At 61.2% G+C, this 25,948-nt stretch carries 26 protein-coding genes; 10 read left to right on the forward strand and 16 right to left on the reverse strand.

The genetic code is table 11. From position 1 onward, the window contains the following. The 3 genes from cyoA to hmpA form a co-directional block, all read right to left on the reverse strand. Positions 1–936: a ubiquinol oxidase subunit II gene (gene cyoA / locus QWI20_RS05210; protein WP_192170722.1), complete on the reverse strand. Its 936-nt coding sequence runs from the start codon at positions 934–936 to the stop codon at positions 1–3. 469 nt (positions 937–1,405) lie between these two features. Then, positions 1,406–1,915 (reverse strand): disulfide bond formation protein B, encoded by a 510-nt coding sequence (locus QWI20_RS05215; RefSeq protein WP_192170721.1) that lies wholly within the window; start codon positions 1,913–1,915, stop codon positions 1,406–1,408. Between the two features lie 333 nt (positions 1,916–2,248). After that, a complete protein-coding gene (gene hmpA / locus QWI20_RS05220) occupies positions 2,249–3,430 on the reverse strand; it encodes an NO-inducible flavohemoprotein (protein ID WP_369304504.1) in 1,182 nt (393 codons plus the stop codon). A 286-nt stretch (positions 3,431–3,716) separates the two neighbouring features. Between hmpA and QWI20_RS05225 the strand changes: the two genes are divergently transcribed. Genes QWI20_RS05225 through QWI20_RS05240 form a run of 4 tightly spaced genes read left to right on the forward strand, consistent with a single transcriptional unit; the run spans position 3,717 to position 6,456 of the window. After that, positions 3,717–4,613: a chemotaxis protein CheV gene (locus tag QWI20_RS05225; protein WP_369304505.1), complete on the forward strand. Its 897-nt coding sequence runs from the start codon at positions 3,717–3,719 to the stop codon at positions 4,611–4,613. 41 nt (positions 4,614–4,654) lie between these two features. Further along, positions 4,655–5,116: a GNAT family N-acetyltransferase gene (locus QWI20_RS05230; RefSeq protein WP_369304506.1), complete on the forward strand. Its 462-nt coding sequence runs from the start codon at positions 4,655–4,657 to the stop codon at positions 5,114–5,116. Positions 5,117–5,165: 49 nt separating this feature from the next. Then, positions 5,166–5,492, forward strand: a complete 327-nt coding sequence (locus QWI20_RS05235) for a hypothetical protein (RefSeq protein WP_369304507.1) — start codon at positions 5,166–5,168, stop codon at positions 5,490–5,492. A 1-nt stretch (position 5,493) separates the two neighbouring features. Continuing rightward, the gene (locus QWI20_RS05240) at positions 5,494–6,456 is read left to right on the forward strand and encodes a GlxA family transcriptional regulator (protein WP_369304508.1); all 963 of its coding nucleotides are present in this window, start codon (positions 5,494–5,496) and stop codon (positions 6,454–6,456) included. A 52-nt stretch (positions 6,457–6,508) separates the two neighbouring features. Here the strand turns inward: QWI20_RS05240 and QWI20_RS05245 are convergent, their stop codons facing one another. The 7 genes from QWI20_RS05245 to QWI20_RS05275 form a co-directional block, all read right to left on the reverse strand. Further along, positions 6,509–6,751 carry a hypothetical protein gene (locus tag QWI20_RS05245; RefSeq protein WP_369304509.1) on the reverse strand — a complete coding sequence of 81 codons (243 nt, stop codon included), beginning with the start codon at positions 6,749–6,751 and terminating at the stop codon, positions 6,509–6,511. A 109-nt stretch (positions 6,752–6,860) separates the two neighbouring features. Then, a complete protein-coding gene (locus tag QWI20_RS05250) occupies positions 6,861–7,853 on the reverse strand; it encodes a fimbrial protein (protein WP_369304510.1) in 993 nt (330 codons plus the stop codon). A gap of 1 nt (position 7,854) precedes the next feature. After that, complete coding sequence (locus QWI20_RS05255; RefSeq protein ID WP_369304511.1) at positions 7,855–8,643, reverse strand: molecular chaperone; 789 nt, start codon at positions 8,641–8,643, stop codon at positions 7,855–7,857. Next, positions 8,640–11,060, reverse strand: a complete 2,421-nt coding sequence (locus QWI20_RS05260; RefSeq protein ID WP_369304598.1) for a fimbria/pilus outer membrane usher protein — start codon at positions 11,058–11,060, stop codon at positions 8,640–8,642. Before QWI20_RS05260 ends, QWI20_RS05255 begins: the two co-directional genes overlap by 4 nt. A 286-nt stretch (positions 11,061–11,346) precedes the next feature. Continuing rightward, entirely contained in the window at positions 11,347–12,090 is a 744-nt protein-coding gene (locus QWI20_RS05265; protein WP_369304512.1) for a molecular chaperone, read from the reverse strand. Positions 12,091–12,161: 71 nt separating this feature from the next. Beyond that, positions 12,162–12,746 (reverse strand): fimbrial protein, encoded by a 585-nt coding sequence (locus QWI20_RS05270; protein WP_282370418.1) that lies wholly within the window; start codon positions 12,744–12,746, stop codon positions 12,162–12,164. A gap of 343 nt (positions 12,747–13,089) precedes the next feature. Beyond that, the gene (locus QWI20_RS05275; RefSeq protein ID WP_369304513.1) at positions 13,090–13,419 is read right to left on the reverse strand and encodes a hypothetical protein; all 330 of its coding nucleotides are present in this window, start codon (positions 13,417–13,419) and stop codon (positions 13,090–13,092) included. Positions 13,420–13,715: 296 nt separating this feature from the next. Between QWI20_RS05275 and QWI20_RS05280 the strand changes: the two genes are divergently transcribed. From QWI20_RS05280 to QWI20_RS05295, 4 genes are read left to right on the forward strand one after another with little or no spacing between them, the layout of a single operon-like run. Next, on the forward strand, positions 13,716–14,876 hold the full coding sequence (locus QWI20_RS05280; protein ID WP_369304514.1) for an efflux RND transporter periplasmic adaptor subunit: 1,161 nt from the start codon (positions 13,716–13,718) through the stop codon (positions 14,874–14,876). Continuing rightward, a complete protein-coding gene (locus QWI20_RS05285; protein ID WP_369304515.1) occupies positions 14,873–18,040 on the forward strand; it encodes a multidrug efflux RND transporter permease subunit in 3,168 nt (1,055 codons plus the stop codon). The genes QWI20_RS05280 and QWI20_RS05285 overlap by 4 nt, the downstream gene beginning before the upstream one ends. 24 nt (positions 18,041–18,064) lie before the next feature. Continuing rightward, positions 18,065–18,742, forward strand: a complete 678-nt coding sequence (locus QWI20_RS05290) for a heavy metal response regulator transcription factor (protein WP_122534987.1) — start codon at positions 18,065–18,067, stop codon at positions 18,740–18,742. Beyond that, the gene (locus QWI20_RS05295) at positions 18,732–20,096 is read left to right on the forward strand and encodes a heavy metal sensor histidine kinase (protein ID WP_369304517.1); all 1,365 of its coding nucleotides are present in this window, start codon (positions 18,732–18,734) and stop codon (positions 20,094–20,096) included. Before QWI20_RS05290 ends, QWI20_RS05295 begins: the two co-directional genes overlap by 11 nt. Before the next feature lie 342 nt (positions 20,097–20,438). Here QWI20_RS05295 and QWI20_RS05300 read toward each other — a convergent pair whose 3' ends face one another. Next, the gene (locus tag QWI20_RS05300) at positions 20,439–20,780 is read right to left on the reverse strand and encodes a zinc ribbon domain-containing protein YjdM (protein ID WP_074886446.1); all 342 of its coding nucleotides are present in this window, start codon (positions 20,778–20,780) and stop codon (positions 20,439–20,441) included. Positions 20,781–20,933: 153 nt separating this feature from the next. Between QWI20_RS05300 and QWI20_RS05305 the strand changes: the two genes are divergently transcribed. Next, on the forward strand, positions 20,934–21,356 hold the full coding sequence (locus QWI20_RS05305) for a DUF1810 domain-containing protein (RefSeq protein WP_369304518.1): 423 nt from the start codon (positions 20,934–20,936) through the stop codon (positions 21,354–21,356). 25 nt (positions 21,357–21,381) lie between these two features. On the opposite strand, the gene QWI20_RS05310 is transcribed toward QWI20_RS05305, so the two are convergent. The 5 genes from QWI20_RS05310 to pmbA form a co-directional block, all read right to left on the reverse strand. Beyond that, entirely contained in the window at positions 21,382–22,269 is an 888-nt protein-coding gene (locus QWI20_RS05310; protein WP_369304519.1) for a ZIP family metal transporter, read from the reverse strand. A gap of 29 nt (positions 22,270–22,298) precedes the next feature. Then, the gene (locus tag QWI20_RS05315) at positions 22,299–22,910 is read right to left on the reverse strand and encodes a superoxide dismutase (RefSeq protein ID WP_369304520.1); all 612 of its coding nucleotides are present in this window, start codon (positions 22,908–22,910) and stop codon (positions 22,299–22,301) included. Between the two features lies 1 nt (position 22,911). Next, the gene (locus QWI20_RS05320) at positions 22,912–23,373 is read right to left on the reverse strand and encodes a hypothetical protein (RefSeq protein WP_369304521.1); all 462 of its coding nucleotides are present in this window, start codon (positions 23,371–23,373) and stop codon (positions 22,912–22,914) included. A gap of 11 nt (positions 23,374–23,384) precedes the next feature. Then, a complete protein-coding gene (locus tag QWI20_RS05325) occupies positions 23,385–23,816 on the reverse strand; it encodes a FagA protein (RefSeq protein WP_369304522.1) in 432 nt (143 codons plus the stop codon). Positions 23,817–23,983: 167 nt separating this feature from the next. Beyond that, positions 23,984–25,330: a metalloprotease PmbA gene (gene pmbA, locus QWI20_RS05330; protein WP_369304523.1), complete on the reverse strand. Its 1,347-nt coding sequence runs from the start codon at positions 25,328–25,330 to the stop codon at positions 23,984–23,986. A gap of 93 nt (positions 25,331–25,423) precedes the next feature. Here pmbA and yjgA point away from each other — a divergent pair, with 93 nt between their 5' ends. Continuing rightward, positions 25,424–25,945 (forward strand): ribosome biogenesis factor YjgA, encoded by a 522-nt coding sequence (gene yjgA, locus QWI20_RS05335; protein ID WP_133776245.1) that lies wholly within the window; start codon positions 25,424–25,426, stop codon positions 25,943–25,945. Positions 25,946–25,948: the final 3 nt, after the last annotated feature.

The raw sequence follows: 25,948 nt of genomic DNA on the forward strand, positions 1-25,948 counted from the left end.
TTACTCCTCTGCCTGCGCAGCTGAATGCTTACCCATGTCCATCCCTTCCGTACCTGCTACTTCTTTCTTCTCATGGACAATCTTGCCCGGCTTCATACCTTCATACTTGTCGATGATGATCTGGAACAGGTTCGGAGTGACCGAGGAGTAGAGTTCAACGGGGTTACGTTCGCTAGGCTTGGCCAGCGCGGCGTATTCGGCCGTTGCCAGTGTTTTAGGTGAATTCTTGACGTCAGCAACCCAGGCGTCGAAATCAGCCTGTGAGGTGGCAGTCGCCTTGAATTTCATGCCGGTGAAACCTGCGCCGCTGTAGTTGGCGGAGATACCATCGAACTCGCCGTTTTCATTGGCGATCAGGTGCAGCTTGGTCTGCATGCCGGCCATCGCGTAGATCTGGCCGCCCAGCGCAGGGATGAAGAACGAGTTCATGACCGAATCGGAAGTGATGCGGAAATTGATCGGCGTGTTGGCCGGGAACACGATCTTGTTAACGGTGGCGATGCCCTGTTCCGGATAGATGAACAGCCATTTCCAGTCCAGTGCGACCACTTCAATGGTCAGCGGCTTGACGTCTGACTCGAGCGGACGGTAAGGGTCCAGCGCGTGGGTCGACTTGTAGGTCACATAGCCGAGCACGATGATGATGGCCAATGGAACCAGCCAGACCACCAGCTCAATCCGGGTCGAATGCGCCCAGTCAGGCGTGTACGTCGCGCTCTTGTTGGTAGCGCGATACTTCCAGGCGAAGATGATGGTCATGAAAATGACCGGCACCACCACCAGCAGCATCAGCAAGGTAGCAGTGATGATCAGGTCACGCTCTTGAACGCCCACATGGCCTTTGGGATCCAGCAGGGTGTAATCGCACCCGCTGAGCAGGAGCATGCTGAAAAGGGCCAAGAAGCCAAAAAACCTGGGGTACCTTTTTTTACTCATCTCACGACCTCTAAAAGCAGCTTTCGCATCGCAGTTGGGTTTCGACCGCCAACACTTCACCCTGCCAGGTGCTGGCAAATGCTTGGATTGAAAAGGGGCCTGTCAGGAAGCATGGGGCCTCACAACAAATCCGGGTTGAGCTTTGGTTTCTTATTCGAATGGTGGCACCCGCTAATGCGGACCCTATCCCTTGGCGCAGACATTCAGAACGTGACTCGGGAGGCCATTCGAACCGCGTCTACTAGAGCGAAAAGACGCTCCATAACCTCGATTTACACCGTCCCGCAAATGAGGGGGGGCGTGAATTGGGGGCGATTGTAGATACGTAAAGTTTTATTGACTATAAGTTTCTGCGCAACAGTTAATTTCACGTTCGGTAAAAATGCGGTGTTATGCCGCACCCTGAAACTGGGCAAAGCCCCGGTTCTGTTGAGGGATTTCCGGGGCTTTGTTACGCAACACTTTGTAATCAGCGCGCTTTCATCCGGTTACGAATAATGCCGGCCGGAACCAGCACAACAGTCAGTACGAATGCCACTAACGCCCATTGCGCCAGAGACAAACCGAGAACTGGCGGATATGGCGTCTCGCAGAAACCACCTACCTGAAAGCCTAGCGGAAATAGAGACGCCAGGGGCAGACCGTCGACAATCGGCTGCAGCACATCGATGCCGCAGCTTTCGGTCGGGTGGGTCTGGATGTACACGTGACGCCCGGCGGTAACCAGCCCGCCCACGGCGCTCAACACCACCAGCGCTTCGCAGATGGTCAGGCTCAGACGGCCCGGCATTGCCGCGCCGATGAACGCGAACACCGCGATGAACAACAGTGCATACCGCTGCAGGATGCACAGCGGGCAAGGCGCTTCGCCCAGCACCACCTGCATGTACAAGGCGCCGCCGATCAACGCCAGGCAGATGATGCCCAGCAACACCAAAAACTGCTTTTCACGCCGCAGGTACAACATCTCTTCAGTCATTCACATGCCCTTTGAATTGGAGTCATCCGGATCGACGGATGTGGAGCGTTGCGGCCCGGACGCCCCGCAAAGGCGGCGATTCTATCACCGTCACGACGCCCCGTTCACGCAGTGCCGTTCGCAGCCGAACGTGACCGCCTTCCGGTCCACCGCCGTAACCGCGCAATGGTGAACACGGCTGCATTAGCCGAGCATTAAGATTCCAATTCAAACGCTAGTGTGGGCCCTCCTGTTTCCTGCCTATATATAGAAGCGTGCGGCTTTTTGTCGCAGCGACGAGTCGCAGCACGGAATCCTTCTATATATGTAGGATGCGTCTAATTGTCGCAGTGATTATTCCAATGCTGACGCAGGACCGAAGAATTCATACCGCGCCTGGGCATCGGGCACGCCGGCCGCTTTCAGTTGACGCTTGATCGCCGCCATGAAGCCTTTAGGCCCCAGGAAGTACGCATCGACGTCGCGATTCTCCGGCAGCCATTGCTCAAGGCGCGCCTGATCGAGCAGCCCCGTCGCATGGGCCGCCGGGCTGACGCCGTCATCTTCGGCGTAGCAATAGAAACGCTTGAGCTGAGGATGCTTGCTCGCCAGGCTCTCGATCCAGTCGCGAAACGCATGGACCGAGCCGTTGCGCGCGCAGTGGATGAAGTAGATCGGCCGCTGAGTCGGCAACGCCGCCTCCAGCATGGTCAGGGTTGGCGTGATGCCGACGCCACCGCTGATGAGCACCAGCGGTTTGTCGCTGTCGGTCAGGGTGAATTCTCCGGAGGGCGGGTACAGATTGATGCTGTCGCCGACCTGCAGCTGATCGTGCAGATAATTGGAGGCGACTCCATCAGGCTCGCGTTTCACGCTGATGCGGTACTGCTTGTTCCCGGCCAGGGCCGATAACGAGTAATTGCGGTGGATCTCTTCGCCGTTCACGTGCAACTGCATGCCGATGTACTGGCCGGCGGTGAATTGCAGGATCGGCTGGTCATCTGCCGGCGCAAAGTAGAACGACGTGATTTCCGCGCTCTCCGGCGTTTTGGCCACCACCTTGAATTCACGCTCACCTCGCCAGCCGCCTGCTGCCTGGGCTTTCTCGTCGTAGATGGCTTTTTCCGCGCCGATCAAAATGTCGGCCAGTTGTCCGTAGGCGTTGCCCCACGCAGTGATGACCTCGTCAGTTGCGACTTCCTTCCCCAGCACCTCGCGAATCGACTCAAGCAGGCACTCGCCAACGAGCGGGTAGTGCTCGGGGAGGATCTGCAGCGCCACGTGCTTGTTGATGATTTTGGCGACCAGATCGCCCAGTTGATCAAGCTGATCGATATGCCGCGCGTACATCAACACCCCGTTCGCCAGGGCGCGAGGCTGTTCACCACTGGCCTGATGCGCCCTGTTGAACAGTGGACGCACTTGCGGGTATCGATCCAGGAGCATTTGGTAGAAATGGGTAATCAGCGCCTCTCCGCCGCTTTCCAGCAGTGGCACTGTTGACTTGACGATGGCACGATCCGATGCGGACAACATAAATAACTCCCGAGCTGATGAGTAAGCGTTACCTCGGTAGTTCAGGAATCGTGCCAGCGACCCCAGGGCCTGAAATCAAGGGCCCGGCCAGCGCACAGTCAATATGACCTCGTAGAATCGCGGGTCAAAATGACCTTACTACGGTCAAATTGACTGCGATTCGGACTGGCCACCCGGCCGTGGAAATCAAAAGGGGTTAAAGCCTGACTTCGGCAGGTCGATAAACCGTCATCGAAAGCTGTTGGCCGAACCCACGCGGCCAGGCAACGCATCACAGAAGGTTTATATGTCCAAGAACGTCCGCGCAGATTCACTCTCGCTTCTGCTGTTCACGTTACGCAGCGGAAAGCTGATGGCGATCAACCTGCTCAAGGTCAGTGAAATCATCCCCTGCCCTCCCCTTACGCGTTTGCCGGAATCCCACCCACACGTCAAAGGGGTCGCGACCTTGCGTGGCAACCCGCTGTCGGTGATTGACCTGAGTCGTGCCATTGGCGAGCGTCCTTTGGTGGACCCGGACGGCGGCTGCCTGATCGTCACCGATGTCAGCCGGTCAAAGCAGGGGCTGCACGTGCAGGCCGTCAGCAAGATCGTTCATTGCCTGACCACTGACATTCGCCCGCCACCCTTCGGCTCCGGCAACAAGTCGTTCATCACCGGCGTGACTCAGGTGGACGGGACGCTGGTTCAGGTGCTGGACATCGAGAAGGTCATTCACGGTATCGCCCCGGCGCGGATCGTCGCCGAACGCGCCGAGCTGAGTGCCGATGACGCCAGAGTGCTGGCGAAGGCGCGCATCCTGGTGGTCGATGACAGTCAGGTGGCGCTGCAACAATCGGTGATTACCCTGCGCAATCTGGGCATCGAATGCCACACCGCCCGCAGTGCACGGGAAGCCATTGATCAGTTACTCGATTTGCAAGGCACCGCACAGCAGATCAACGTGGTGGTGTCCGACATCGAGATGTCGGAGATGGACGGCTACGCGCTCACCCGCACGCTTCGGGAGACCCCGGACTTCCAGGAACTGTACGTGCTGCTGCACACTTCGCTGGACAGCGCGATGAATGCCGAAAAAGCCGATGCTGCCGGCGCCAACGCTGTTCTGACCAAGTTCTCCTCGCCCGAGCTGACACGATGCTTGATCGAAGCCGCCCGCACGGTCGAAGCTCAGGGAATCTGAGACCGACCGCACGCGATGCCTCCACCGCGCATTACTGGTTGATGCGCCGCGACCTCGGCCCGGCACTCCATGATCCGGGCTGGCCCGCCGCCGTGCGTCACGTGGAATTCACCGCGCTGAACGCCGCGGCCGTTCACCAATTGCTGGTGCTGGGTCGCGAGCACGGCGGCGGTCGTGTCGCAGACTATGCCACTTGGCTGGACGCCTTCGAGACTGATCCCGAGTTTGATCCGGCGCTGTGTTTCGTTCTTGAGGACGCTGAAGGTGTGGTGGCCGTTGCGCAATGCTGGACCAGCGCGTTCATCCGCAATCTGGTGGTTCACCCCCGCGCGCACCGTCAAGGCCTGGGTCTCACGCTGCTCAATCAGGTGTTCAAAGCTTTCCGCCAGCGCGGTGAAGGTCATGTCGACCTCAAGGTGATGGAAAGCAATCTGGCCGCACGCCGGCTGTATGAGCGCGCCGGTATGCAATATATTCAGCGCCACGAACTCGAACCGCGCTGAATCTGCGCCGAGCCGCGTTCACCCGCTCACGCCATGGAGATGCGTACCCGTGAAGATGCACACCGCGCTGTTGCTCGTTCTCACCGCCGCCGCTGCCGGCCAGACCAATGCCTCCAGCCCGGACGCGTGGACCGCCTTCAACAAAACCCTGGTCGACAGTTGTATCAGCGCCAGCTCCCTGAAAAACGCCAAACCGGCCGGCGCCGATGCGGCCTTCGATGACAGCGTCGGCTTCAACGCACTGTTGATCAAAGGTCAGTACAAACAGGCGTTCATGAAAAACAAGACCGGCACCGAGCTGTGCCTCTACGACCGCAAGAACAAGAAAGCGCTGATTACCGAGTGGGATAACGTCACCACGTTGCCTAAGAAGTAGGATGAGGCGCGTCGCGATCGTGCTGTTTCCCAACGTGCAGGCCCTGGACGTGGCCGGCCCGCTCGACGTCTTCGCCGAAGCCAACCGATTCCTGCCCGACGGTGATGGCTACGAGATCATCACCCTCGGCGCGGCGCCCTACCCGATCATTGCGTCCAACGGCATGCCACTGGGTGCGCAGTATTCCCTGGCGGACGCGCCGAAGCAGTTCGACATCCTTCTGATTCCCGGCGGTCCCTCATTGCCAGACGGTGCGGAAATGCCCGCCATCACCCACTGGCTGCTGGAAGCCGTGCCACAGGCGCACCGCTACGGCTCGATCTGCACCGGCGCATTCATCCTCGGCCACGCCGGCTTGCTGGACGGCAAGCAGGCCGCTACCCATTGGAGCCACTCGGAGCAACTCGCCGATCAGTTCCCCCGCGCGAGGGTCGAGCCCGATCGCATTTATGTTCGCGACGGTGCGCTCATCACATCAGCCGGGGTCACGGCGGGCATCGACATGGCGCTGGCATTGGTGGCGGAGGACCACGGGCCGGCGATTTCCCTGGCGGTGGCCAAGCGGCTGCTGGTGGTGGCTCAGCGTCAGGGCGGGCAGTCGCAATTCAGCCCGTACCTCACGGCGTCGGCAGATGACGATTCGCCCGTGGCCAAGGTGCAGCGCTATGTGATGGCGCACATCGGCGAGCCGTTTTCAGTGGAGCGACTGGCCGACGTGGTGGCAATGAGTCCCCGCACGTTCGCCCGGGTATTTGCCCGCGACGCCAAGGTCACACCGGCGGAGTTCGTGCAGCGTGCGCGCATCGACGCCGCTCGCCATTTGCTGGAAGGCAGCGAAATGGCGATCAAGGCGGTGGCGTATCACTGCGGATTTGGCAGCGCCGCGCGCATGCGGCTGATCTTCAGTCAGCGCCTGGGGGTGACGCCGACTCAGTATCGGGACAGCTTTCGCAAAGAAGTGTGAGCATGGCGGGCGGGTGATTCTCCCGGCAGCGTACTCGCCTGCGACGGTGTCATCAGCGCTTGCCCATCGACCGACGGGTGCCTGATGGCGCAACGCCCGGACGCTTGTCGTGGTTGGATTTGCCCGAGCCTTTGTAGTGCTGCTGATCCTTCTTCGCCTGCAACAGCTCGCCCGGCTTGAACGGGAAGCTGAACGCCGGAATCGCAGGTTTTGTATCCGCCGGGGCAGCGTGGGCGTCGACCGAAGCGTGCGATTCACGAGCATCAGGAGCGGGCGTGTGTTCGGGGGTGGTCATGAAAGCTCCGGAATGGCAGACGGTCGAGAATACGGGCGGCGCCCGAGGGCCGCGCAGCATACCTGAATCGCCGCCGGATCGCTGCTGCCAACAGACCGACTGCGCGCGCCTATTTGTAGAACAGATCCACCATGACTTCCGCTGAAAACGGGCCCGCGGTCGGCGCACTGGTTTGCCACAGCAACTGGGCGTTGAAGTCAGCCGTCTCGGAGTAATCACCCTCCAGCAGATCGGTCAGGTGAAAGGGCTCGTGGAACGGCACGGTTGAGTCATCGCGGGCACGGGTAATCCGAATGCCGATGCTGTCATTGTCGACCGGCACCAGTACATCACCCTTGAGTATCCCGGACACCGGTGTGATGCGCGCATTGAGGCTGAACGGCGATTCGCAGGTGCGGCTGGTGGCCAGAGCGAAGCGCTGAAAGGTAGCCGGCTCCCCTACTCGCACGTTGCGGATGGCCACGTCACCGAAATCCACGGTCTCGGGCATGACCCGCAATTCAGCGTCACAGGCGACGAACCGCAGGCCCTCAAGGTTGTTGATGACGTAGCTGAGCGTGGCGTCGGGCCCGGGATTTTGCCCGCTGCCGCCATCGAGCTGGAACATCCGGTAGTCGTGCAAACCACTTGCGACGCCAGAAGGCGGGGTCGGGCCGTACTTCTGGATGAACACCGAAAACGGCAGGTTAAACGTGACGCTCGGACAGGCCGAACCTGCCTCCGTGCAGGCCGGCACTTGCTGTTGCGTGGGAACCCGCCCGCTGGTCTGCACGAAATCAATGCCACTCAACGTGAGTCCGGCGCGAATCCCCTGTCCGATCTGCAGGTTGTCCGGGTTCAGATACAGGAACACATCCTCGGGGCCACCCGGTTCGTCCCTGGCACACTCAACCGCAAGGTTCAGTCGCTCCGAGCGCCAGACCGCGCTGCCATCAGGCAGGTTAGCGGGAATGGCGACGGTGCTGCTCAGGTCCGCACGAACCACCGACTCGCCTGCGCCTTGGGTCTTGCAGGTCAGCGCCATGGCGAGACCGGGCATCAATAGCGTCATCAGCAACGTGATCGGCAGCGTCAGCCACCCTCGGATGATGGATCTTTTCATGTCAGCATTTCCCTATGAGTGAGTGTGAATCCGGCGTGCGCAGCGGCACTGCGAAGGGCTGCCCACCCTGAAACGGCGCGCAGTAATCGCGCTGTCCGCCGTAATCGGTCATGGCCTTGAAGCTCAAGGTTTCAGGCACTGAGCCCTTTACACCGAGGACAGGCAGCGTCAGTGAGGCGTCCGAAAAAGGTGGCAGCAACCGGTGGTCTGCGACCTCGATTCCGTTGATGCGCAGGTCCTGCAGCGAAACGTGATACGGCGTCGGGTTACGCACGGAAAGCGTGGCATCGGTTGATGGAGCGCGTTGCCAGATCAGCGTTTGCGCCGCATCGGCCGGGTCGCCAGTCAACGCTGCTGGCCGATAGAAGACGTTGATGCGTTGGCGGATGGCAATGCTCAACTGCTGAACCGCCGGGCTGCGCCGAGGAATTTCCAGCACGTACAGGTGCAGCATCGACTCCCGGTCCTGGGGCAGGCCGATGCCTTCATAGAGCAGGCGCAAGGTCTGCCTGCCCTTGGCTGGCAGACGCGCCAGAGGCGGGGTCAACGCAAACGGCAGATCGGCTGCGCGCGCATCGCCGGGTTGATCATGGCCCGGTTGATCATCTGCGCGCGGTGCATCGAGCCAGGCTTGAATCAGGGCCTCGGAATCACCGCGGTTGCTGACCTCGATCGTCGACTCGTTGTAACGGCCGTCGAAGATCAACCGGGTGCCTGACAGTGAGACGGCCCCTTCTGCCATGCCGCTGATGACGGCCAGAAAAAGCCCTGACAGACAAGCGCGCTTCATTGGCACTGCACCTTCAGGCGATCGTAGCTGCGATGGGCTTCTTTCGGCGGCAGCGCGAAGGTTGCGCGGCACTGCTGATCGGTCCATTTAACGATGAGCTCGCCGCTGTCCCGCTCGCTCAGCACCAGCGCCCGGCCGCTTGGGTCGACGGTTGCCAGCGGCTTGCCCTGCTCGTCTTCCACCACTGCCCCCATGGGCAACCGGCTGCCATCGGCTCGCACCAGTTCGAATTGCACACGCCGACCGATTGCCGTGCGAAAGCTGACCAAGGGCGCCGCGCCGCGTCGGGGCACGACTTGATCCACCGCATTCTCCAGCTCGACATCGGCGCCCAACTGGCGGGTGTCGAGGTTGACCCAGTTGGTTCGATATGGCTGGGCGTAAGGCAGGATGGCGTAACCGTTATCGGCGGTTTCGACGTTGCTGAAATTGCTCAGCCGCGCGCCGCTGACCCCTTTTACCTGCACGAGCGCGAAGGTCTCGCCCAGGGGCTGACCGAAATTCACCCCGCCCGCGTGGGCGACCATCGAACCCGACGCGCCCATGCTCAGCGCCTGATAATCCCTGCCCTGACCGTAGCCCGCATCGAAACGTCCGTAGGCCGTGGTGGTGCTGAGTTTGCCGAATCCCGATGAGCCCGACGCACTGTCGTGGCCGGCCTGCAGCGAGTAGAAGCTGTTGCGGTCGTCGAACAGTTGACCGTTCAAGCCGGACTGCAGGCTGGACGCGCCGGAGCTGTCACGAACGGCATTGGCAAACAGCCGCGATGAACCGGAATCGCTTCCCAGCGGCAGGCTCAATGTCAGCGCAATGCGGTTGTCGGACTGGCTTTCGCCGCTGCGTTCGAAGGTCTGGTTACGCTCGACCGACACGTTGTAGCTAAGGCTGCGCCACGCCGAATTCCACGACAGATAAAGCTGGCGCGTCTTGTTGCCCCTGTCCCAGTAGCGCTGCTCCGACCCGGTAAAGCTCAGCGACGCAGACTGCTCCGGCAGCGCCTGGGTCAGGCTGATTTCGATGCGATCTTTGGCGCGACCGCTGGCTGATCCGTTACGCGCTTGCAACGCCTCGACATGGTCGTCGAACGTCAGGTATTGATCGGTTGAATAGCGATAACCGGCCACGGCGAGTGTGGTGTTGGTCAAGTCCAGCGTATTGGCGTAGCGCACGCGCAGGCTCTGCCCACTGTAGCGTTGCTCGCGCTGTCGGCTGAGGGACTGGGTCAGGTCCAGCGACACCGCGCCGAGTCCGGTGTTGACCCCCGCGCCAATGTTGCCGGCCTGGTAATCCTCGGCGACTTGCACGCCGCCCGCTGCCGTCACCCGCTCGGTCAGGCCATACACCAGCGTGCTGCTGGCGAACGAGGGTGAAAGGCCATCTTCCGTGTTGCTGTCGTACTGACCAGCAGCGAGGCTGTAGCGCAATGCGCCTTTCGGCACCATGATCGGCAGGGATGCATAGGCCTGGACGAAGACGCGCTTGCTGCCATCGGCTTCGACCACCGTCACTTCCAGATCGCCGTTCGACCCGCTGGGATAGATGTCGGTGATTTCGAACGGGCCCGGCGAGACGTTGCCGCTGTACAGCATGAAACCGTTCTGCCGCACTTCCACCAATGCGTTAGTGTCGGCAATACCACGAATGACCGGCGCGAAAATCCGCTCGCTGTCAGGCAGCATGCCCTCATCGGACATCACCATGGCGCCGAGGAACCGAACGCTGTCGAACACCTGGGAATCGGTAAAGGTCTCGCCCAGGGTCAGCTGGCTTTTCAGCGAGGTGATGTCACGCTGGATGAACGTCCGATTGCTGCGAAAGCGGTAAGGCTGATCATTGCCATAGGTCAGCGAAGACTCGTTGCGCAGTCGCCAGGCGCCGAGGTTCACGCCGTTGCGAACACTCAGGTAATACTGATCCTGATCTTGAGCCTGACCGCTGCGGGAGCGACGCGCGCCGCTGAAGTTGTAATTCACGAAACCGACCGTCTCGCCCTCGTCCCATAACTCCGGCGGCACGTAACCGCGAGCGCTGCGCGACATCATTGCCTGAGGGATGCTGATGTTCAGGCGCAGGCTCGCCGGCTGATAATCGACGCGGGCAAATTCAACCCGCGTCGAGAGATCGAAACAGGCTGTCTGCGAAGCGTCACCGGCCTGCACGGCATCGGTGTTCATGCCGAACTGGCGGAGCATGTCCAGGGTGAGACAGGCTTCAACGGTGCCTTTCGCGGCGTTGGAGACGAAGTTGATGTCACGCCGCCCGCTCAGCACACGGTTGACGTAGACGTCCACCCGATAGCTTCCGGGGACCACGCTGTTACCTTGCAAAAACGTCGCGAGATCGGCGGGCTGATCGGTGCCCTGAATGAACGAGGTATTGAATTTCACATCGGCGGTGTCGTTGCTCTGATCGGTCATTGCCAGCGCAGGCGACACCAGCGCAAGCCCTGCCGACGCAAGAATAATCCTCGCCATCGGGCTGATCCGAAACGGCTCATGCGCCGGATGCCTGCGGTCGAGGTGTGAAGAGCATGCTGCCATCCGTGCATATCCCTTTTGGTGATCTCGGGGTTCCATTGGCGGGTTTCACTCGTGTTCTCGATTCCGAGGGCGCTGGCAAACCACGTTTGGCAGGCGCAAGGCGCTGGGATCGCATGACTGCGACCGAAGAAAGACCTGGGCAAAATCCGTCCCGACTGAGTGGCTACTCGGCCCGGGTGATGGCGTTGGCGACCTTGATGGCTCGAGTCGCCTGGTCACCGGCGACCTTCGCGGTGTACGGCTCCTGCGCGCCGAAATCGTTGATGCTGATGAACCGCAGCTCCACCGCGTGACCGCTGGCCGGTTTGGTGAGCGGCAATTGGACGGTCTGCTTTGGCGCCAGCATCCTGCTGTCCGCCTTGAACAGCGTCTTGCCCTGCTGCCGGGCGTCGATCTGGATCATCGACACGTGATAGGGCGTCGGGTTACTGACTTCCAGCTGGCCGTCGTGTACGCGCCACTCCAGGCTTTTTGCCGCATCGAGGGGATCGCCATTCAGCCCGGCGGGCCGGTAGAAGAGCTTGATGCGCTGGCGAATCGCGATCTGCAGCTGGTTGTCCTTGGCCGATTGCGGGATCTCCTGGACGTTGAGCCAGAACACCGACTCGCGGTCGTTGGGCAAACCTTCGCCGGCGTAGATCACCCGAATCATTTGCCGGGCACTGCCTGCCATTCGTGCCAGCGGCGGGGTGACGACGAAGGGCAGATTCTCGGTGTCGCTCTGCGCTTCGAGCCATGACTGGGCGAGGATGTCAGCCGTGCCGCTGTTGTTCACAACGAAACTGACCTCCTTGTCCGTGGCCTGGTAGATGACACGCGTGGTGTTGAGCACGATGCCCGCCTGCGCCGGGGCAGCCAGAAGCAACCCCAGCCAGAGGGCGGAGCCGCGAATGAATTCAGGAAACATGGTGAGACCGTCTTGGTTACGAAGTGAGCGAGTGAGAAAGGCGAGCGAGCACTGCCCGCTCGCCTGCTACATCACTCGTAATCCATCACGAACGGCAGGAAGCCGTCCGCATTACCCGGGTTGGTCGTCGCGCCGTTGAGGACATACACGGCGCCGAAGTTGATCTCGGCGGTAGCGCCATCAGCGCCGTCCTTGACCAGCGGCGTGTCGATGGTTTCGTTGCCGCTCAGGTCCATCAACTGGTTGGACGCATTGAGCAGGCCGATGCCTACGCCGTCCGCCGCGCCGGTAGCCCGCAGCAGTTTCTGATCGAGGTTATCCAGACCGCTGCCCTGACGGGCGACGAAGCGCATGTTCACGGTGTTGTATTGAGCGGCGCCGCCGGTGCAATTGACCAGCAGCTGGATGGGCGATGCGGTTTCAAGTTTGTTGTCGGCGAAAAGACCGATATCGGAAAACGAGACGTTGCCCAGGTCGACATTGATCTCGCCAGGGTTGTTGCCAGGGGTGGCGCCAGTCCCGGCGCCGATGTCACACGTGATATTGGTCAGGGTGCCGGTGAAAACAAGTTTGCCGTTGTTCGCAGCATTCGCGGTCCCGGAAATGCCAAGCCCCATTGCGGCCACGATAGCCAGGGTAAGAGAAAGCTTTTTCATATAACGACGTTCCTTGTGTCGATTCGTGTGTGCCCAAAAGGACGAGAGGAACTATAAGCAGCGCTTCCAGGATCGGCTGTCAGGCGTTCTACATCCTGTGGATTGAAAGGACAGTGGCGCGCGTCGGAACTTTCGGTAGGAGATGACGCTATTGTTTCAGAGCCCTCGCCGGCCGGGGGTTTGCGGAGTAACGCTCGCGAAGAACCTTCACCAACCTTCGCGCCTGGCGCCTAACCGCCGACCTGAAAAACGCGCCCATGTAAAAGTCTCACCCACGAAAAACCCCGGCTCAATGGAACCGGGGTCGTCAGTGGGGATCGCGAATCGAGGGGGGAGGCAGTGCCTACTGGTAGGTCAGCGTGACAATTCCCGCGCGGGGGTTCTGCGGGTCGGAAACCAGTTCGGTGTAACGTGCCTGCACGGGCACAACGCCTTTGCCGCAGGCGTCGTTGTGGCGACTCAGGCCCACGGTGACGTCAGGGTCCGCCTGCAAGGTTGTCGGAAGTAATGCCGCCGACGGAGCGCTCAAGACCTGGGCGTCGCACGCGGCATTCACCACGCTGCCATGAAACATCAGGCCACCTTGGGCGGCCCACGCGGTGGACCCCGTTATGGCGTCAGCGCCGAAAACTGCGACCGAGAACAACAACGAAACAGCCATGAGGCTTTTCATGACAAACACTCCGGAGTAGAGCCGCTGACCGACGTAAGTCAGAGCCCTGTGAACAAGCATTCAGAACTCACGAAGTTTATGTAAGAATTTTCCCCGTCACAGTAGAACTCGTTCATCGAAACTCGTGGCTTCTATTTGGGTATCGCCCTGCGGCATTGTTTCTTTACCCACGTTCATCGTCTGCCCTTATTCACCTGACAATATTGACAGGCAGCAGTCATTTTGCTGACCGGGTCAAAGGGTTATAAAGGACGCTCCCGGTTACGCCCCTCATTCACTGGTTGGCCTGTCCCTGTATGCAGAAGAAGAACAAAATCGTGATGCTCGCGACCCTGCTGGTCGTGCTCGTAGTGACAGGCGTCTGGGCATTGAATCGCCCCGCCGCGAAAAAAGTCAGCGCCCCCGTTGCCGTACCGGTACGCGTGATCAACGTGACTCAGGAAGACGTGCCGCGTTATGTCACCGGGATCGGCTCGGTGCTGTCGCTGCAAAGCGTGGTGATTCGCCCTCAGGTGGACGGCATTCTGACCAAAGTGCTGGTAAAGGAAGGGCAGCTGGTCAAGGCGGGTGATCTGCTGGCAACCATCGATGATCGTTCGATCCGCGCTGCCCTCGATCAGGCCAAAGCGCTGTTGACCCAGAGCCAGGCGCAGTTGAACGTGGCCAATGTCGACCTCAAGCGCTACAAGCTACTGACCGTCGACAACAGCATCTCCAAACAGCAGTACGATCAGCAGCAAGCGCTGGTCGATCAACTCAAGGCCACGGCGCTGGGCAATCAGGCGTCGATCAATGCCTCGCAGGTACAGCTTTCCTACACGCAAATACGGTCGCCCGTGACAGGCCGGGTCGGCATCCGCAACGTTGATGAAGGCAACTTCCTGCGCGTCAGCGATGCGACCGGGCTGTTCTCGGTGACGCAGATCGACCCGGTGGCGGTCGAGTTTTCCCTGCCGCAGCAGATGCTGCCTACGCTCCATGACCTGATCGCCTCCAGCACGCCCGCGCCGGTCAACGCTTACCTCGGCGAAGGCGCGACCGGCACGCTCCTGGGTCAGGGCAAGTTGTTGCTGATCGACAATCAGGTGGCGGCCAGCACGGGCACCATTCGCGCCAAAGCGATATTCGACAACGCTTCAGAGAAGCTGTGGCCCGGGCAACTGGTGACCGTGCGCATTCAGACCGCCATCGACCGCGGTGCCCTGAAGGTTCCGCCGCAAGTGGTGCAGCGCGGCATCGACCAGCATTACGTGTACCGGATCAAAGGCGACACCGCCGAGGTGGTGCCGGTCAACGTGCTGTATCAGGACAGCGACCTGATGCTCATCAGCGGGGTGGAGGCCAATGACGTGCTGGTCAGCGACGGTCAGTCGCGCTTGAAAAACGGCGCGCGGATCGAGGTGGTCAAGGGTGATCCTGTGGACACCCTGGCCGACTCCACCGGGGCGGCAAAATGAACAGCCGCGGTTCTATCTCCGCATGGTGCGTCAACCACCCGATCGCCACGGTTCTGCTGACATTCGCGCTGGTGCTGCTGGGCTGCATCGCCTTCCCTCGCCTGCCGGTGGCGCCGCTGCCGGAAGCTGAATTTCCGACGATTCAGGTCGCCGCCCAGTTACCCGGCGCCAGCCCGGAAACCATGGCGTCTTCGGTGGCGACGCCCCTTGAAGTGCAGTTCAGCGCCATTCCCGGCATGACCCAGATGACGTCGAGCAGCGCGCTGGGCTCGACCAATCTGACACTGCAATTCACCCTCAACAAAAGCATCGACACCGCCGCGCAGGAAGTGCAGGCAGCCATCAACACGGCAGCCGGACGCTTGCCCGCGGATTTGCCAACGCTGCCGACCTGGCGCAAGGTCAACCCGGCGGACAGCCCGGTGCTGATCCTCAGCGTCAGCTCGAACCTGATGCCCGGCACCGAACTCAGCGACGTCACCGAATCCCTGCTGGCGCGTCAGTTGAGTCAGATCGACGGCGTCGGTCAGGTCAACATCACCGGCCAGCAACGTCCGGCGATCCGTGTCCAGGCGGCGCCCGAAAAACTTGCGTCGATCGGGCTGACCCTTGCCGATCTGCGTGAATCCCTGCAGCAGACCAGCCTCAACCTGGCCAAGGGTGCGTTGTACGGCAAAGACAGCATTTCCACCCTCGCCTCCAACGACCAGCTGTTTCAGGCGAAAGACTACGAACAACTGATCGTTTCCTACAAAGACGGCGCGCCGGTTCATTTGCGTGACGTGGCGCGGGTTATCAACGGTTCGGAAAACGCCTACGTACGGGCCTGGTCCGGGGATCAGCAGGGCGTGAACATCGTGGTGTTCCGCCAGCCCGGCGCGAACATCGTCGAGACGGTCGATCGCGTGCTCGGCCAGTTGCCCAAGTTGCAGGAAATGCTCCCGGCTTCGGTGGACGTCTCGGTGCTCAGCGACCGGACCAAAACCATTCGCGCGTCACTGCATGAAGTGGAAATGACGCTGCTGATCGCCATCGCCCTGGTCATCGCGGTCATGGCGCTGTTTCTGCGCCAGCTCTCCGCGACGCTGATCGTGACCGCCGTGCTGGGTGTGTCCCTCGTCGCCAGCTTCGCGCTGATGTACGTGCTCGGCTTCAGCCTGAATAACCTGACCCTGGTGGCGATCGTGGTGGCGGTGGGGTTTGTCGTCGACGATGCGATTGTCGTGGTGGAGAACATCCACCGTCACCTGGAAGCCGGCGAAAGCATGCGCGATGCGGCGATCAAGGGTTCCAGCGAAATCGGCTTCACCGTGGTGTCGATCAGCTTCTCGCTGATTGCCGCATTCATTCCGCTGCTGTTCATGGGCGGCGTGGTCGGCAGGCTGTTCAAGGAGTTCGCGCTGACCGCGACGTCGACCATTCTGATTTCGGTGGTGGTCTCGCTGACCCTGGCGCCGACCCTTGCAGCGCTGTTCATGCGCGCACCGAAACACGATCCCCACGCCAAGCCCGGCTTCGGTGAGCGACTGCTCGCGCGGTATGCCCGCGGCGTGCGCTTCGCCCTCGCCCACCAGCGATTGATGATGGGGATTTTCGGCCTGACCCTGGTGCTGGCGGTGGTCGGCTATGTGCTGATCCCCAAAGGTTTCTTCCCGGTGCAGGACACCGGCATGGTGCTGGGCACGAGCGAAGCGGCGGCGGATATTTCCTTCCCGGACATGATCGAGAAGCACAAGCAGCTGGCGAAAATCATCGCGGCCGATCCGGCGGTCAAGGCGTTCTCGCACTCGGTCGGCGTCAGCGGCAGTAACCAGACGATCGCCAACGGCCGGGTGTGGATTGCCCTCAAGGACCGCGAAGACCGGGATGTGACGGCCAGCCAGTTCATTGACCGGATCCGGCCGAAACTGGCGCAGATCCCCGGCATCGTCCTGTACCTGCGGGCCGGGCAGGACATCAACCTGAGCTCCGGTCCGAGCCGCGCGCAGTATCAGTACGTGCTCAAGAGTAACGACGGCGCGCTGCTGAATGTCTGGACGCAGAAGCTGACCGATAAGCTGAAAACCCTGCCGGCTTTCCGCGACCTCTCCAACGATTTGCAACTGGGCGGCAGCGTCACGCACCTGGATATCGACCGCAGCGCCGCGGCGCGCTTCGGCCTGACCACGGCGGATGTGGATCAGGCGCTGTACGACGCCTTTGGTCAGCGGCAGATCAACGAATACCAGACCGACATCAACCAGTACAAAGTCATTCTGGAGCTGGAGCCGCAACAGCGCGGCAAGGCCGAAAGCCTGAACTACTTTTACCTGCGCTCGCCGCTGACCAATGAAATGGTGCCGCTGTCGGCGCTGGCCAAGGTCGGTGCGCCGAAGATGGGCCCGTTGTCGATCAGCCATGACGGCATGTTCCCGGCCGCCAACCTGTCGTTCAACCTGTCGGCGGGCGTGGCGCTGGGGGATGCCGTGGTGCTGCTCGATCAGGCGAAGAACGAGATCGGCATGCCGGCCTCGATCATTGGCAACTTCCAGGGCGCCGCCCAGGCGTTCCAGAGTTCGCTGGCCAACCAGCCGTGGCTGATTCTTGCCGCGCTGGTGGCGGTGTACATCATCCTTGGCGTGCTTTATGAAAGCTTCGTCCATCCGCTGACAATCATTTCCACCCTGCCCTCCGCCGGTATCGGTGCGCTGTTGCTGCTGTGGCTGATGGGGCAGGACTTTTCGATCATGGGCCTGATCGGGATCGTGCTGCTGATCGGCATCGTCAAGAAGAACGGCATCCTGCTGGTGGACTTCGCGCTGGACGCTCAACGCAATCGCGGGATGTCCCCGCGCGATGCCATCTACGAAGCGTGTCTGACGCGCTTCCGTCCCATCATCATGACCACGCTCGCCGCATTGCTCGGCGCGCTGCCCTTGATGCTCGGTTATGGTGTCGGCGCTGAACTGCGTCAGCCGTTGGGCATTGCCGTTGTCGGGGGATTGCTGGTGAGCCAGGCGCTGACGCTGTTCACCACGCCCGTGATCTACCTGCAGCTTGAGCGACTTTTCCATCGCCAGCGTCCCACGCCGGACTCGACAGCGCCAGGCTCGCCAGCGTCCAAGCCGGCTGCAGCCGAACGGGTCGCGGAAAAGCAGGCCGTTGAAACAAGCACCTATAAGTAAGCATCAACAAGTGAGCGTGGACCGATGCGTGTCCTGATTATCGAAGACGAAGAGAAAACCGCCGATTACCTGCACCGGGGCCTGACCGAGCAGGGTTACACCACCGACGTTGCGCGCGAGGGCATCGAAGGCCTGCACATGGCGCTGGAGAGTGAATACGCGGTGATCATTCTCGACGTCATGCTGCCGGGCCTCGACGGTTATGGCGTGCTGCGTGCCCTGCGCGCGCGCAAACAAACGCCGGTGATCATGCTCACCGCCCGTGAGAACGTCGACGATCGCATACGCGGCCTGCGCGAAGGCGCTGACGATTACCTGGGCAAGCCGTTCTCGTTTCTGGAACTGGTCGCGCGCCTGCAAGCCCTGACCCGGCGCAGCGGCGGTCACGAGCCGGTGCAGATCAGCGTCGCTGATTTGTGGATCGACCTGATCAGCCGCAAGGCCACGCGGGCCGGCGTGCGTCTGGACCTCACCGCCAAGGAGTTTTCGCTGCTCAGCGTACTGGCGCGGCGTCAGGGGGAAATCCTGTCGAAGACGTCGATTGCCGAGATGGTCTGGGACGTAAATTTCGACAGCGATGCCAACGTCGTCGAAGTCGCGATCAAGCGTCTGCGCGCCAAGCTCGACGGGCCGTTCGAGCAGAAACTGCTGCACACCATTCGCGGCATGGGTTACGTGCTGGAGAGCCGTCGTGTCGACTAACTCCATCGCCCTGCGCCTGAGCGGCATGTTCGCCCTCGTGGCGCTGCTGGTGTTTCTGTTGATCGGCTGGGCGCTTTACCTGCAAGTGGACAAGGGCCTGGGTCTGCTGCCGGAAGCCGAAGTCGATGCCCGTTACAGCGTGCTCGAATCAGCCGTCCAGCGTTACGGCACGCCTGAGCACTGGGCGAAGATCAACGCCAAGCTCAGGCTGCTCAGCGAGGAAGACAAACGCCTGCGCTTCTGGGTGGTCAGCGACAACCCGACCTATGAATTCGGTAACCCCGATGCCGAAATCCGCGCCTTCGCCAAGGGCCCCTTGGGCATGCGCGACCTGAACCTGAGCGGCCATGATTACCCGTTCAAGGTGCTGGTCAGTCAGTTCCCGGCGAAAGATCAACGCCCGCCGCTGCGTTTTCTCACAGCGGTCGACACCGAAACCTTCTGGCAGACCCAACACTCCCTGCTCATCGCGCTGATCAGTCTGGCGGCCGTCGGCATTCTCCTCGCCTCAGCACTGGGTTACTGGGTGGCGCGCATTGGCCTGAAACCACTGACGGAGCTGTCGCTGGAGGCGCGCAAACTGACGCCGCCGCGATTGAGCGGACGCCTGCAGTTGGCGCATTTGCCGCCGGAGCTGGATCAGTTCGTGACCTCGTTCAACTCGACGCTGGACCGGGTCGAGCAGGCCTATTCGCGGCTGGAGTCGTTCAACGCCGACGTCGCCCATGAACTGCGCTCGCCGCTGACCAATCTTATCGGCCAGACCCAGGTCGCGCTGACCCGAGGGCGATCGGCCGAGCATTACTTCGAGGTGCTGCAATCCAACCTCGAAGAGCTCGAACGGCTGCGCTCAATCATCAATGACATGCTGTTTCTGGCCAGCGCCGATCAGGGCAGCAAGGCCACGCAACTGACCCAGGCCTCGCTCGCCCAAGAAGTGGCGAAGACCCTGGATTATCTGGATTTCATTCTGGAAGACGCCCAGGTACAGGTTGAGGTGCGTGGCGATGCCAACGCGCCCATTGAAACCGCGCACTTGCGCCGGGCGCTGATCAACCTGCTGCACAATGCGGTGCAGCACACCTCGCCAGGGCAGTTGATTCATGTGGATATTCGCGATGAGGGCGATCACGTCAGCATCGGCGTGACCAATCCCGGCGCGCCGATCGCCGAGGAGCATCTGCCGAAACTGTTCGAGCGCTTCTACCGCGTCGACGCCTCGCGCAGCAACAGCGGCGCCAACCACGGGCTTGGCCTGGCGATCGTCAAAGCCATCGCCCTGATGCACGGCGGCACCGTGTTCGTGCGCAGCGAGCATGGGGTGAATACGTTCGGGATCAATTTGCCGAGTTGAGTGGGCGCTTGTCACTCCACCATGATCGTTCCCACGCGGAGCGTGAGGAACGATCACCGCGCACAATAGCGAGGCCGCATGGACGCACCTACCGACTAAGCTCTGCGCTTTTTCAACTCGCGCCGCAAGCGCGTGTTGTCCACCGCAAGCGACACAATAATTAAAGTGCTTAGGAGTTCAAAACCGTTCAGACCGACGTAGTGCCAGAACACCCACGCAACAAGGGCGACAATCACAGCGACTGCCAGCAGCAAGATTGAGTCTTTCACACTACATGCCCCAACAATCCATAATTGGCTTGATCGTTCCCACGTGGAGCGTGAGGAACGAACCTCGTGACAATCAACCCTTCTTCACAAACTCGGACTTCAGCTTCATCGCGCCGATGCCGTCGATTTTGCAGTCGATGTCGTGATCGCCGTCCACCAGTCGGATGTTTTTGACCTTGGTGCCGACCTTGACCACCAGCGACGAGCCTTTGACTTTAAGGTCCTTGATGACCGTGACGGTGTCGCCGTCCTGCAGGGTGTTGCCCACTGCGTCCTTGATGACCTTGGTGTCATCGCCCGCTTCGGCGCTGGCGCCGTCAGCCGACCATTCGTGGGCGCATTCCGGGCACACGAACTGGCTGCCATCTTCGTAGGTGTACTCGGAACTGCATTTTGGGCACGGCGGTAAGCTCACGGCGGATCTCGCATCAGAGGAAATAGGCGCAGGATTATAAGGGTTTTTATCCACCTGAGGAGCGGGCGCCTGAAAACGCTGGAAACATTGCCTGCTGCGGTAGTCTGAATCCCAAGCACGGCGAGAGGCTGTGGTCATGGTGAGGAGTCAGCCATGAACGATCCATTTGACCTGCAGCGATTTGTCGAGGCGCAGGCATCCATGCACGAACGCGCATTGTCGGAGCTCAAATCCGGGCGTAAACAGTCGCACTGGATGTGGTTCGTGTTCCCGCAACTGGCGGGTCTGGGCCACAGCGACATGGCCCGGCGGTACGGCATCAGCGGGCGCAAGGAGGCGATCGCTTATTTACAGCATCCGGTACTGGGCGAACGGCTGGCGTGCTGTTGCGAGGCGTTGCTTGAATGGAAAGACCGCAGCTCCATGCAGATCATGGGCTCGCCAGACGACATGAAGCTGCGATCAAGCATGACGCTGTTTGCAGCGGTCGCGCCTGATACGCGCGTTTTTCAGGAAGTGCTTGAGGCGTTTTTTGACGGCAAACCGGACGCCATGACGCTGTCGAAGCTGGGCTGAGGCAGGCCTTCACCTACACTCATCCTCAGGCCAACGCCGTGTCCATCACCATCATCAGGCAGAACCCGACCAGCAATCCGACGCTCGCAATTTTGTCGTGACCGTTGCGGCGGGATTCGGGGATAACTTCGTGGGTCACCACCAGCAGCATCGCCCCGGCCGCCAGCGCCAGGCCCACCGGCAACAGCAACGCGGCCACTTCCACCAGCCAGGCGCAGAGCACGGCGAACACCGGCTCGACCAAACCGGACGCCGCGCCGATCAAAAACGCCTTGAGCCGGGACATGCCGGCAGACGCCAGCACCAGCGCAATGACCAGCCCTTCCGGCACGTCCTGAATGGCAATACCCATCGCCAGGCTGTCGGCATGAGCCAGACCACCACCCGCCGACACGCCCACCGCCATGCCTTCGGGAATGTTGTGGGCAATGATGGCAATCACAAACAGCCAGATGTTCGAGGGGATCGCCGGTTTCCCGGCCACCGCCGATAATTGCGGCCCTCTGGAGACCAGCGTGTCGACCAGAAACAGGCCCGCCGCGCCGAGCAATATCCCGAAGCTGACCAACGCACCGGCGCCCCACGGGGTAAAACCCAGATCGTGGGCCGCGCCCAAGCCCGGCACAATCAATGAAAACGCCGTCGCTGCCAACATGATACCGGCGCCGAATCCCAGCAGGCCGTCGGACACCGCCACCGGCATGCCGCGAATCACCAGCACCGGCACCGCACCCAGCGCGGTGCCCAATGCGCAGATGGCGCCGCCCTCAAGCGCTCGCAACATTCTGGGCTCAAGTGCAACCCATGAAAGTCCCTGGGCCACCAGCAGGCCGGTGCCGACGAGGACCAGAATCGAACCCAATGCCAGTCGCAATAACCGCACGCTGCCGAGGGCCAGTATGTCCGAGCGCATAAATCGCCTTATCCAAGGTCGGGGAAATTTCAGCCGAGCGCCGCTGTGTAGCGCTTGGCAACCGCATCCCAGTTGACGACGTTGTAGAACGCGGCGATGTATTCCGGACGACGGTTCTGGTAGCGCAGGTAATAGGCATGCTCCCAGACGTCCAGCCCGAGGATCGGCATGTTGCCGTTCATGAGCGGGCTGTCCTGATTGCCGCTGCTTTCCACAACGAGTTTTTTGTCCGGGGTAACGCTCAGCCAGGCCCAGCCGCTGCCGAAGCGGGTCAGCGCCGCTTTGGTGAAGGCGTCCTTGAACGCGTCGAATCCGCCCACTTGCTCGTCGATCGCCGTCGCCAGCGCACCGCTTGGCACCCCGCCGCCCTGGGGGCTCATGACTTCCCAGAACAGTGAATGGTTGGCATGACCGCCGCCCTGATTGATCACCGCCGGGCGCAGTTTTTCCGGAAGCTCGGCGACGCTGGCGACCAGCTTCTCGATGGGCCACTCGGCGTATTCAGTGCCCTCAACGGCTGCGTTGAGGTTGTTGATGTAGGTCTGGTGGTGCTTGCTGTAGTGGATTTCCATGGTCTGCGCGTCGATGTGCGGCTCGAGCGCATCGTAGGCATAGGGCAAGGCAGGCAAGGTAAACGGCATGTCAGTGGACTCCAAACGAGAGGGTGCCGGCGCGGGCAGCATGATGCTGAAGCGCCGAGCGGGAATGTTCGCCGTTACTGTTGAGCAGGCGACGGGTGCGTGGGTACTCGCCGTATTGGCCGACGAAACCCAAGAGTTCGCTGTAGGTTTTATTACTGTGCCGCAGCGCCGCCTGTCGCAGGGCAGGCGTCATTTGCGTGTCCTGAATCACATTCAACAGGCGCTGATGGACGGCGCAGAGGTATTCGGCGCTCTCCTCCGGCTGACCCAGGCTCAGGTGCAGATCCGCCAGGTTGTGGTGCGAAATCACGAACGCCGCCACGGCCTCATCGGCGACGCTCCAGCGGTCGAAGAGCACCTGCGCCAGCGCGAGGGCCTGCAGGTACAGCTCGCGCGCATCGATCAGGTCGCCTCGGTTGAAGCAACTGTTACCGCTCAGGATGGTACGTTTCCATTGCTCCATGGCGCAGGTCCTCACGAGTGGCGCCGGCGATCAAAAGCCGTCGGCAGGGCGTTTTGCGGATTCGATGGCGCGGGTTCCGTCAGCGGAATCGACGGCAGCAGTGCGCAGGTCGCCAGGCGCTGGGCGAAGGCCTGGACGCGCTCCAACTGAGCAGCGGATTCGGCGAGCGCCTGCATGTCACGCAGGGGACGCCATGCCTGGTCCAGGCACAGACAACGCCAATGCCAAGGCAGCGCTGTGTCGCTGGCGGTATCGATCAGCAGGCGGAAGGTGCTTTCACAGATGAGGGATTTGGGCGTGGCGGTAAAGCGCGCCAGGTAGCGGCCTTCTGCGAGGTAGTGTTCGATGAGCCGCGGCTCGTCCGGGTCCAGCGCGCAGCGAATCCGCAGACTCAATGCGCGCCAGTTTTCCAGGTACGGCGACTCGTGCAGAACAGTGCCCATGACCGAGGCCCACTTAACGAATGAGATTCATTATTAAATGAGTTTAAGAATCAAAACAAGCCCGCCGATGGATTGAGTTCACGCGCGGCGCTTGAAATCGCCCAAGAAAAAGGCCCGCGCCGAAGTCGGGGCAGGCCTTTTGGGTGAAGCGGCAGAACAGGGCGAAATCAGCTGCCCGCGACCATCATTTTTTCGATCAGCACAGAGCCCGTACGGATGTTGCTGCGCAACTCCAGATCACTGCCCACGGCGACGATCTGCTTGAACATGTCGCGCATGTTGCCGGCGATGGTCACTTCCTGAACCGGGAACTGGATCTCGCCGTTCTCGACCCAGAAACCCGCCGCGCCGCGAGAATAATCGCCGGTGACCATGTTCAGGCCGCTGCCCATCAACTCGGTCACCAACAGCCCGCGTCCCATCCGGCGGATCAACGCTGCCTGGTCTTCGGTGCCGTGGCTGACGAACAGGTTATGCACGCCACCTGCGTTCGCGGTGCTCGGCAGGCCCAGTTTGCGGCCCGAATAGGTGCTGAGGATGTAGGAGACCAGATCACCGTTTTCGACGAACGGCTTGGCGTAGGTCGCCAGGCCATCGCCGTCGAACGCGGAGCTGCCCATGGCGCCGACCAGATGCGGGCGCTCGTCGATGGTCATCCACTCGGGGAACAGACGTTGACCGATCGCGCCTTCAAGGAACGACGACTTGCGGTACAGGTTGCCGCCGGAAATCGCGCCCATAAAACTGCCGAACAGACCGCCCGCCAGCTCCGCCGAGAACAGCACCGGCACTTCACAAGTCGGCACCGGCCGTGCGCCCAGTCGGCTCGCTGCGCGCTCGCCGGCTTTCTGGCCGATGAGTCTGGCGTCCATCAACAGCTCGCCACGGCGATTCACGTCATACCAGTAGTCGCGCTGCATCTGCCCTTCGCCCTCGGCGATCATCACGCAGCTCAGGCTGTGGCGGGTCGACGCATAGCCGCCGATGAAACCGTGACTGTTGCCGTAGACGCGGCAGCCCTGATGTACATTCAGCGTGGTGCCGTCGGCGTTCTTGATCCGGCTGTCGGCGTCGAAGGCCGCGGCTTCACAGATCAGCGCACGTTCGATGGCCTGCTCGGGGGTGATGTCCCACGGGTGATAGAGGTCGAAATCCGGCTGGTCTTTCGCCATCAGCGCAGCGTCGGCGAGCCCCGAGGCTTCATCTTCCGAGGTGTGTTTGGCGATGGCCAGGGCCGCAGCAACGGTCTCGCGAATGGCATCGGGGCCGCTCGCGGAGGTGCTGGCCGAACCCTTGCGGTGGCCCACGTACAAGGTGATGCCGAAACCCTGATCGCGGTTGAATTCGACTGTCTCGACTTCGCGCTGGCGAACCGTGGTGGACAGGCCCTGCTCCAGCGACACGGCGACTTCACACGCAGTCGCGCCCTGACGCTTGGCTTCAGCGACGATCTGCTCGACCTGCTGCTGCAATGCCGGCAAAGCCTGCGGGCCGACGCTTTCTGATGCACTCATGACGTTCTCCATCAAATTCTGATTTCAGCAGCCGGGCCGGACAATCGGGCCCTGACTGGTTATCATGGCGGCGTTTATTTGCGGACGGCCCCCATGGTTGATTCTTACGACGACTCCTTCGACGGAGAGAAAAGCAAAACCCAGGTCAAACGAGAGCTTCACGCTCTGGTGGAGCTGGGCGAACGCTTGACGACATTCAAGCCCGATGTGCTGGCCAAGCTGCCTCTGACCGACCCTTTGCGTCGGGCATTGGCCGATGCTTCCAAGCACACCGCGCACATTGCGCGCAAACGCCACATTCAATTCATCGGCAAGCTGATGCGCGATCAGGATCTGGATGAAATCCTGGTGCTGCTCGATCAGCTCGACGCTTCTACGCGCCAGTACAACGAGCGCTTCCACAATCTGGAACGCTGGCGTGATCGCCTGGTGACCGGTACCGACGACGTGCTTGAGCAGTTCGTCAGTGAATACCCGGACGCCGACCGTCAGCAACTGCGCTCGCTGATCCGTCAGGCTCAGCATGAAGCCGCGCAGAACAAGGCCCCTACCGCGACCCGCAAAATTTTCAAATACATCCGCGAGCTAGACGAAAGCAAACGCGGACTGCGCTAGAAC

This window comes from Pseudomonas sp. W2-17 (genome assembly GCF_041060445.1).
Lineage (GTDB): Bacteria > Pseudomonadota > Gammaproteobacteria > Pseudomonadales > Pseudomonadaceae > Aquipseudomonas.

What these genes read in the sequence shown, in the direction of transcription:
- QWI20_RS05290 (WP_122534987.1), top strand. Translation starts at nt 18,065, where the DNA reads ATGCGTGTCCTGATTATCGAAGACGAAGAGAAAACCGCCGATTACCTG.
- QWI20_RS05225 (WP_369304505.1), top strand. Translation starts at nt 3,717, where the DNA reads ATGTCCAAGAACGTCCGCGCAGATTCACTCTCGCTTCTGCTGTTCACG.
- QWI20_RS05240 (WP_369304508.1), top strand. Translation starts at nt 5,494, where the DNA reads ATGAGGCGCGTCGCGATCGTGCTGTTTCCCAACGTGCAGGCCCTGGAC.
- QWI20_RS05265 (WP_369304512.1), bottom strand. Translation starts at nt 12,090, where the DNA reads ATGTTTCCTGAATTCATTCGCGGCTCCGCCCTCTGGCTGGGGTTGCTT.
- QWI20_RS05275 (WP_369304513.1), bottom strand. Translation starts at nt 13,419, where the DNA reads ATGAAAAGCCTCATGGCTGTTTCGTTGTTGTTCTCGGTCGCAGTTTTC.
- QWI20_RS05315 (WP_369304520.1), bottom strand. Translation starts at nt 22,910, where the DNA reads ATGCCGTTTACCTTGCCTGCCTTGCCCTATGCCTACGATGCGCTCGAG.
- QWI20_RS05320 (WP_369304521.1), bottom strand. Translation starts at nt 23,373, where the DNA reads ATGGAGCAATGGAAACGTACCATCCTGAGCGGTAACAGTTGCTTCAAC.
- QWI20_RS05255 (WP_369304511.1), bottom strand. Translation starts at nt 8,643, where the DNA reads ATGAAGCGCGCTTGTCTGTCAGGGCTTTTTCTGGCCGTCATCAGCGGC.
- QWI20_RS05250 (WP_369304510.1), bottom strand. Translation starts at nt 7,853, where the DNA reads ATGAAAAGATCCATCATCCGAGGGTGGCTGACGCTGCCGATCACGTTG.
- yjgA (WP_133776245.1), top strand. Translation starts at nt 25,424, where the DNA reads ATGGTTGATTCTTACGACGACTCCTTCGACGGAGAGAAAAGCAAAACC.
- QWI20_RS05285 (WP_369304515.1), top strand. Translation starts at nt 14,873, where the DNA reads ATGAACAGCCGCGGTTCTATCTCCGCATGGTGCGTCAACCACCCGATC.
- QWI20_RS05270 (WP_282370418.1), bottom strand. Translation starts at nt 12,746, where the DNA reads ATGAAAAAGCTTTCTCTTACCCTGGCTATCGTGGCCGCAATGGGGCTT.
- QWI20_RS05325 (WP_369304522.1), bottom strand. Translation starts at nt 23,816, where the DNA reads ATGGGCACTGTTCTGCACGAGTCGCCGTACCTGGAAAACTGGCGCGCA.
- QWI20_RS05230 (WP_369304506.1), top strand. Translation starts at nt 4,655, where the DNA reads ATGCGCCGCGACCTCGGCCCGGCACTCCATGATCCGGGCTGGCCCGCC.
- cyoA (WP_192170722.1), bottom strand. Translation starts at nt 936, where the DNA reads ATGAGTAAAAAAAGGTACCCCAGGTTTTTTGGCTTCTTGGCCCTTTTC.
- QWI20_RS05215 (WP_192170721.1), bottom strand. Translation starts at nt 1,915, where the DNA reads ATGACTGAAGAGATGTTGTACCTGCGGCGTGAAAAGCAGTTTTTGGTG.
- QWI20_RS05280 (WP_369304514.1), top strand. Translation starts at nt 13,716, where the DNA reads ATGCAGAAGAAGAACAAAATCGTGATGCTCGCGACCCTGCTGGTCGTG.
- hmpA (WP_369304504.1), bottom strand. Translation starts at nt 3,430, where the DNA reads ATGTTGTCCGCATCGGATCGTGCCATCGTCAAGTCAACAGTGCCACTG.
- QWI20_RS05260 (WP_369304598.1), bottom strand. Translation starts at nt 11,060, where the DNA reads ATGACCGATCAGAGCAACGACACCGCCGATGTGAAATTCAATACCTCG.
- QWI20_RS05310 (WP_369304519.1), bottom strand. Translation starts at nt 22,269, where the DNA reads ATGCGCTCGGACATACTGGCCCTCGGCAGCGTGCGGTTATTGCGACTG.
- QWI20_RS05305 (WP_369304518.1), top strand. Translation starts at nt 20,934, where the DNA reads ATGAACGATCCATTTGACCTGCAGCGATTTGTCGAGGCGCAGGCATCC.
- pmbA (WP_369304523.1), bottom strand. Translation starts at nt 25,330, where the DNA reads ATGAGTGCATCAGAAAGCGTCGGCCCGCAGGCTTTGCCGGCATTGCAG.
- QWI20_RS05245 (WP_369304509.1), bottom strand. Translation starts at nt 6,751, where the DNA reads ATGACCACCCCCGAACACACGCCCGCTCCTGATGCTCGTGAATCGCAC.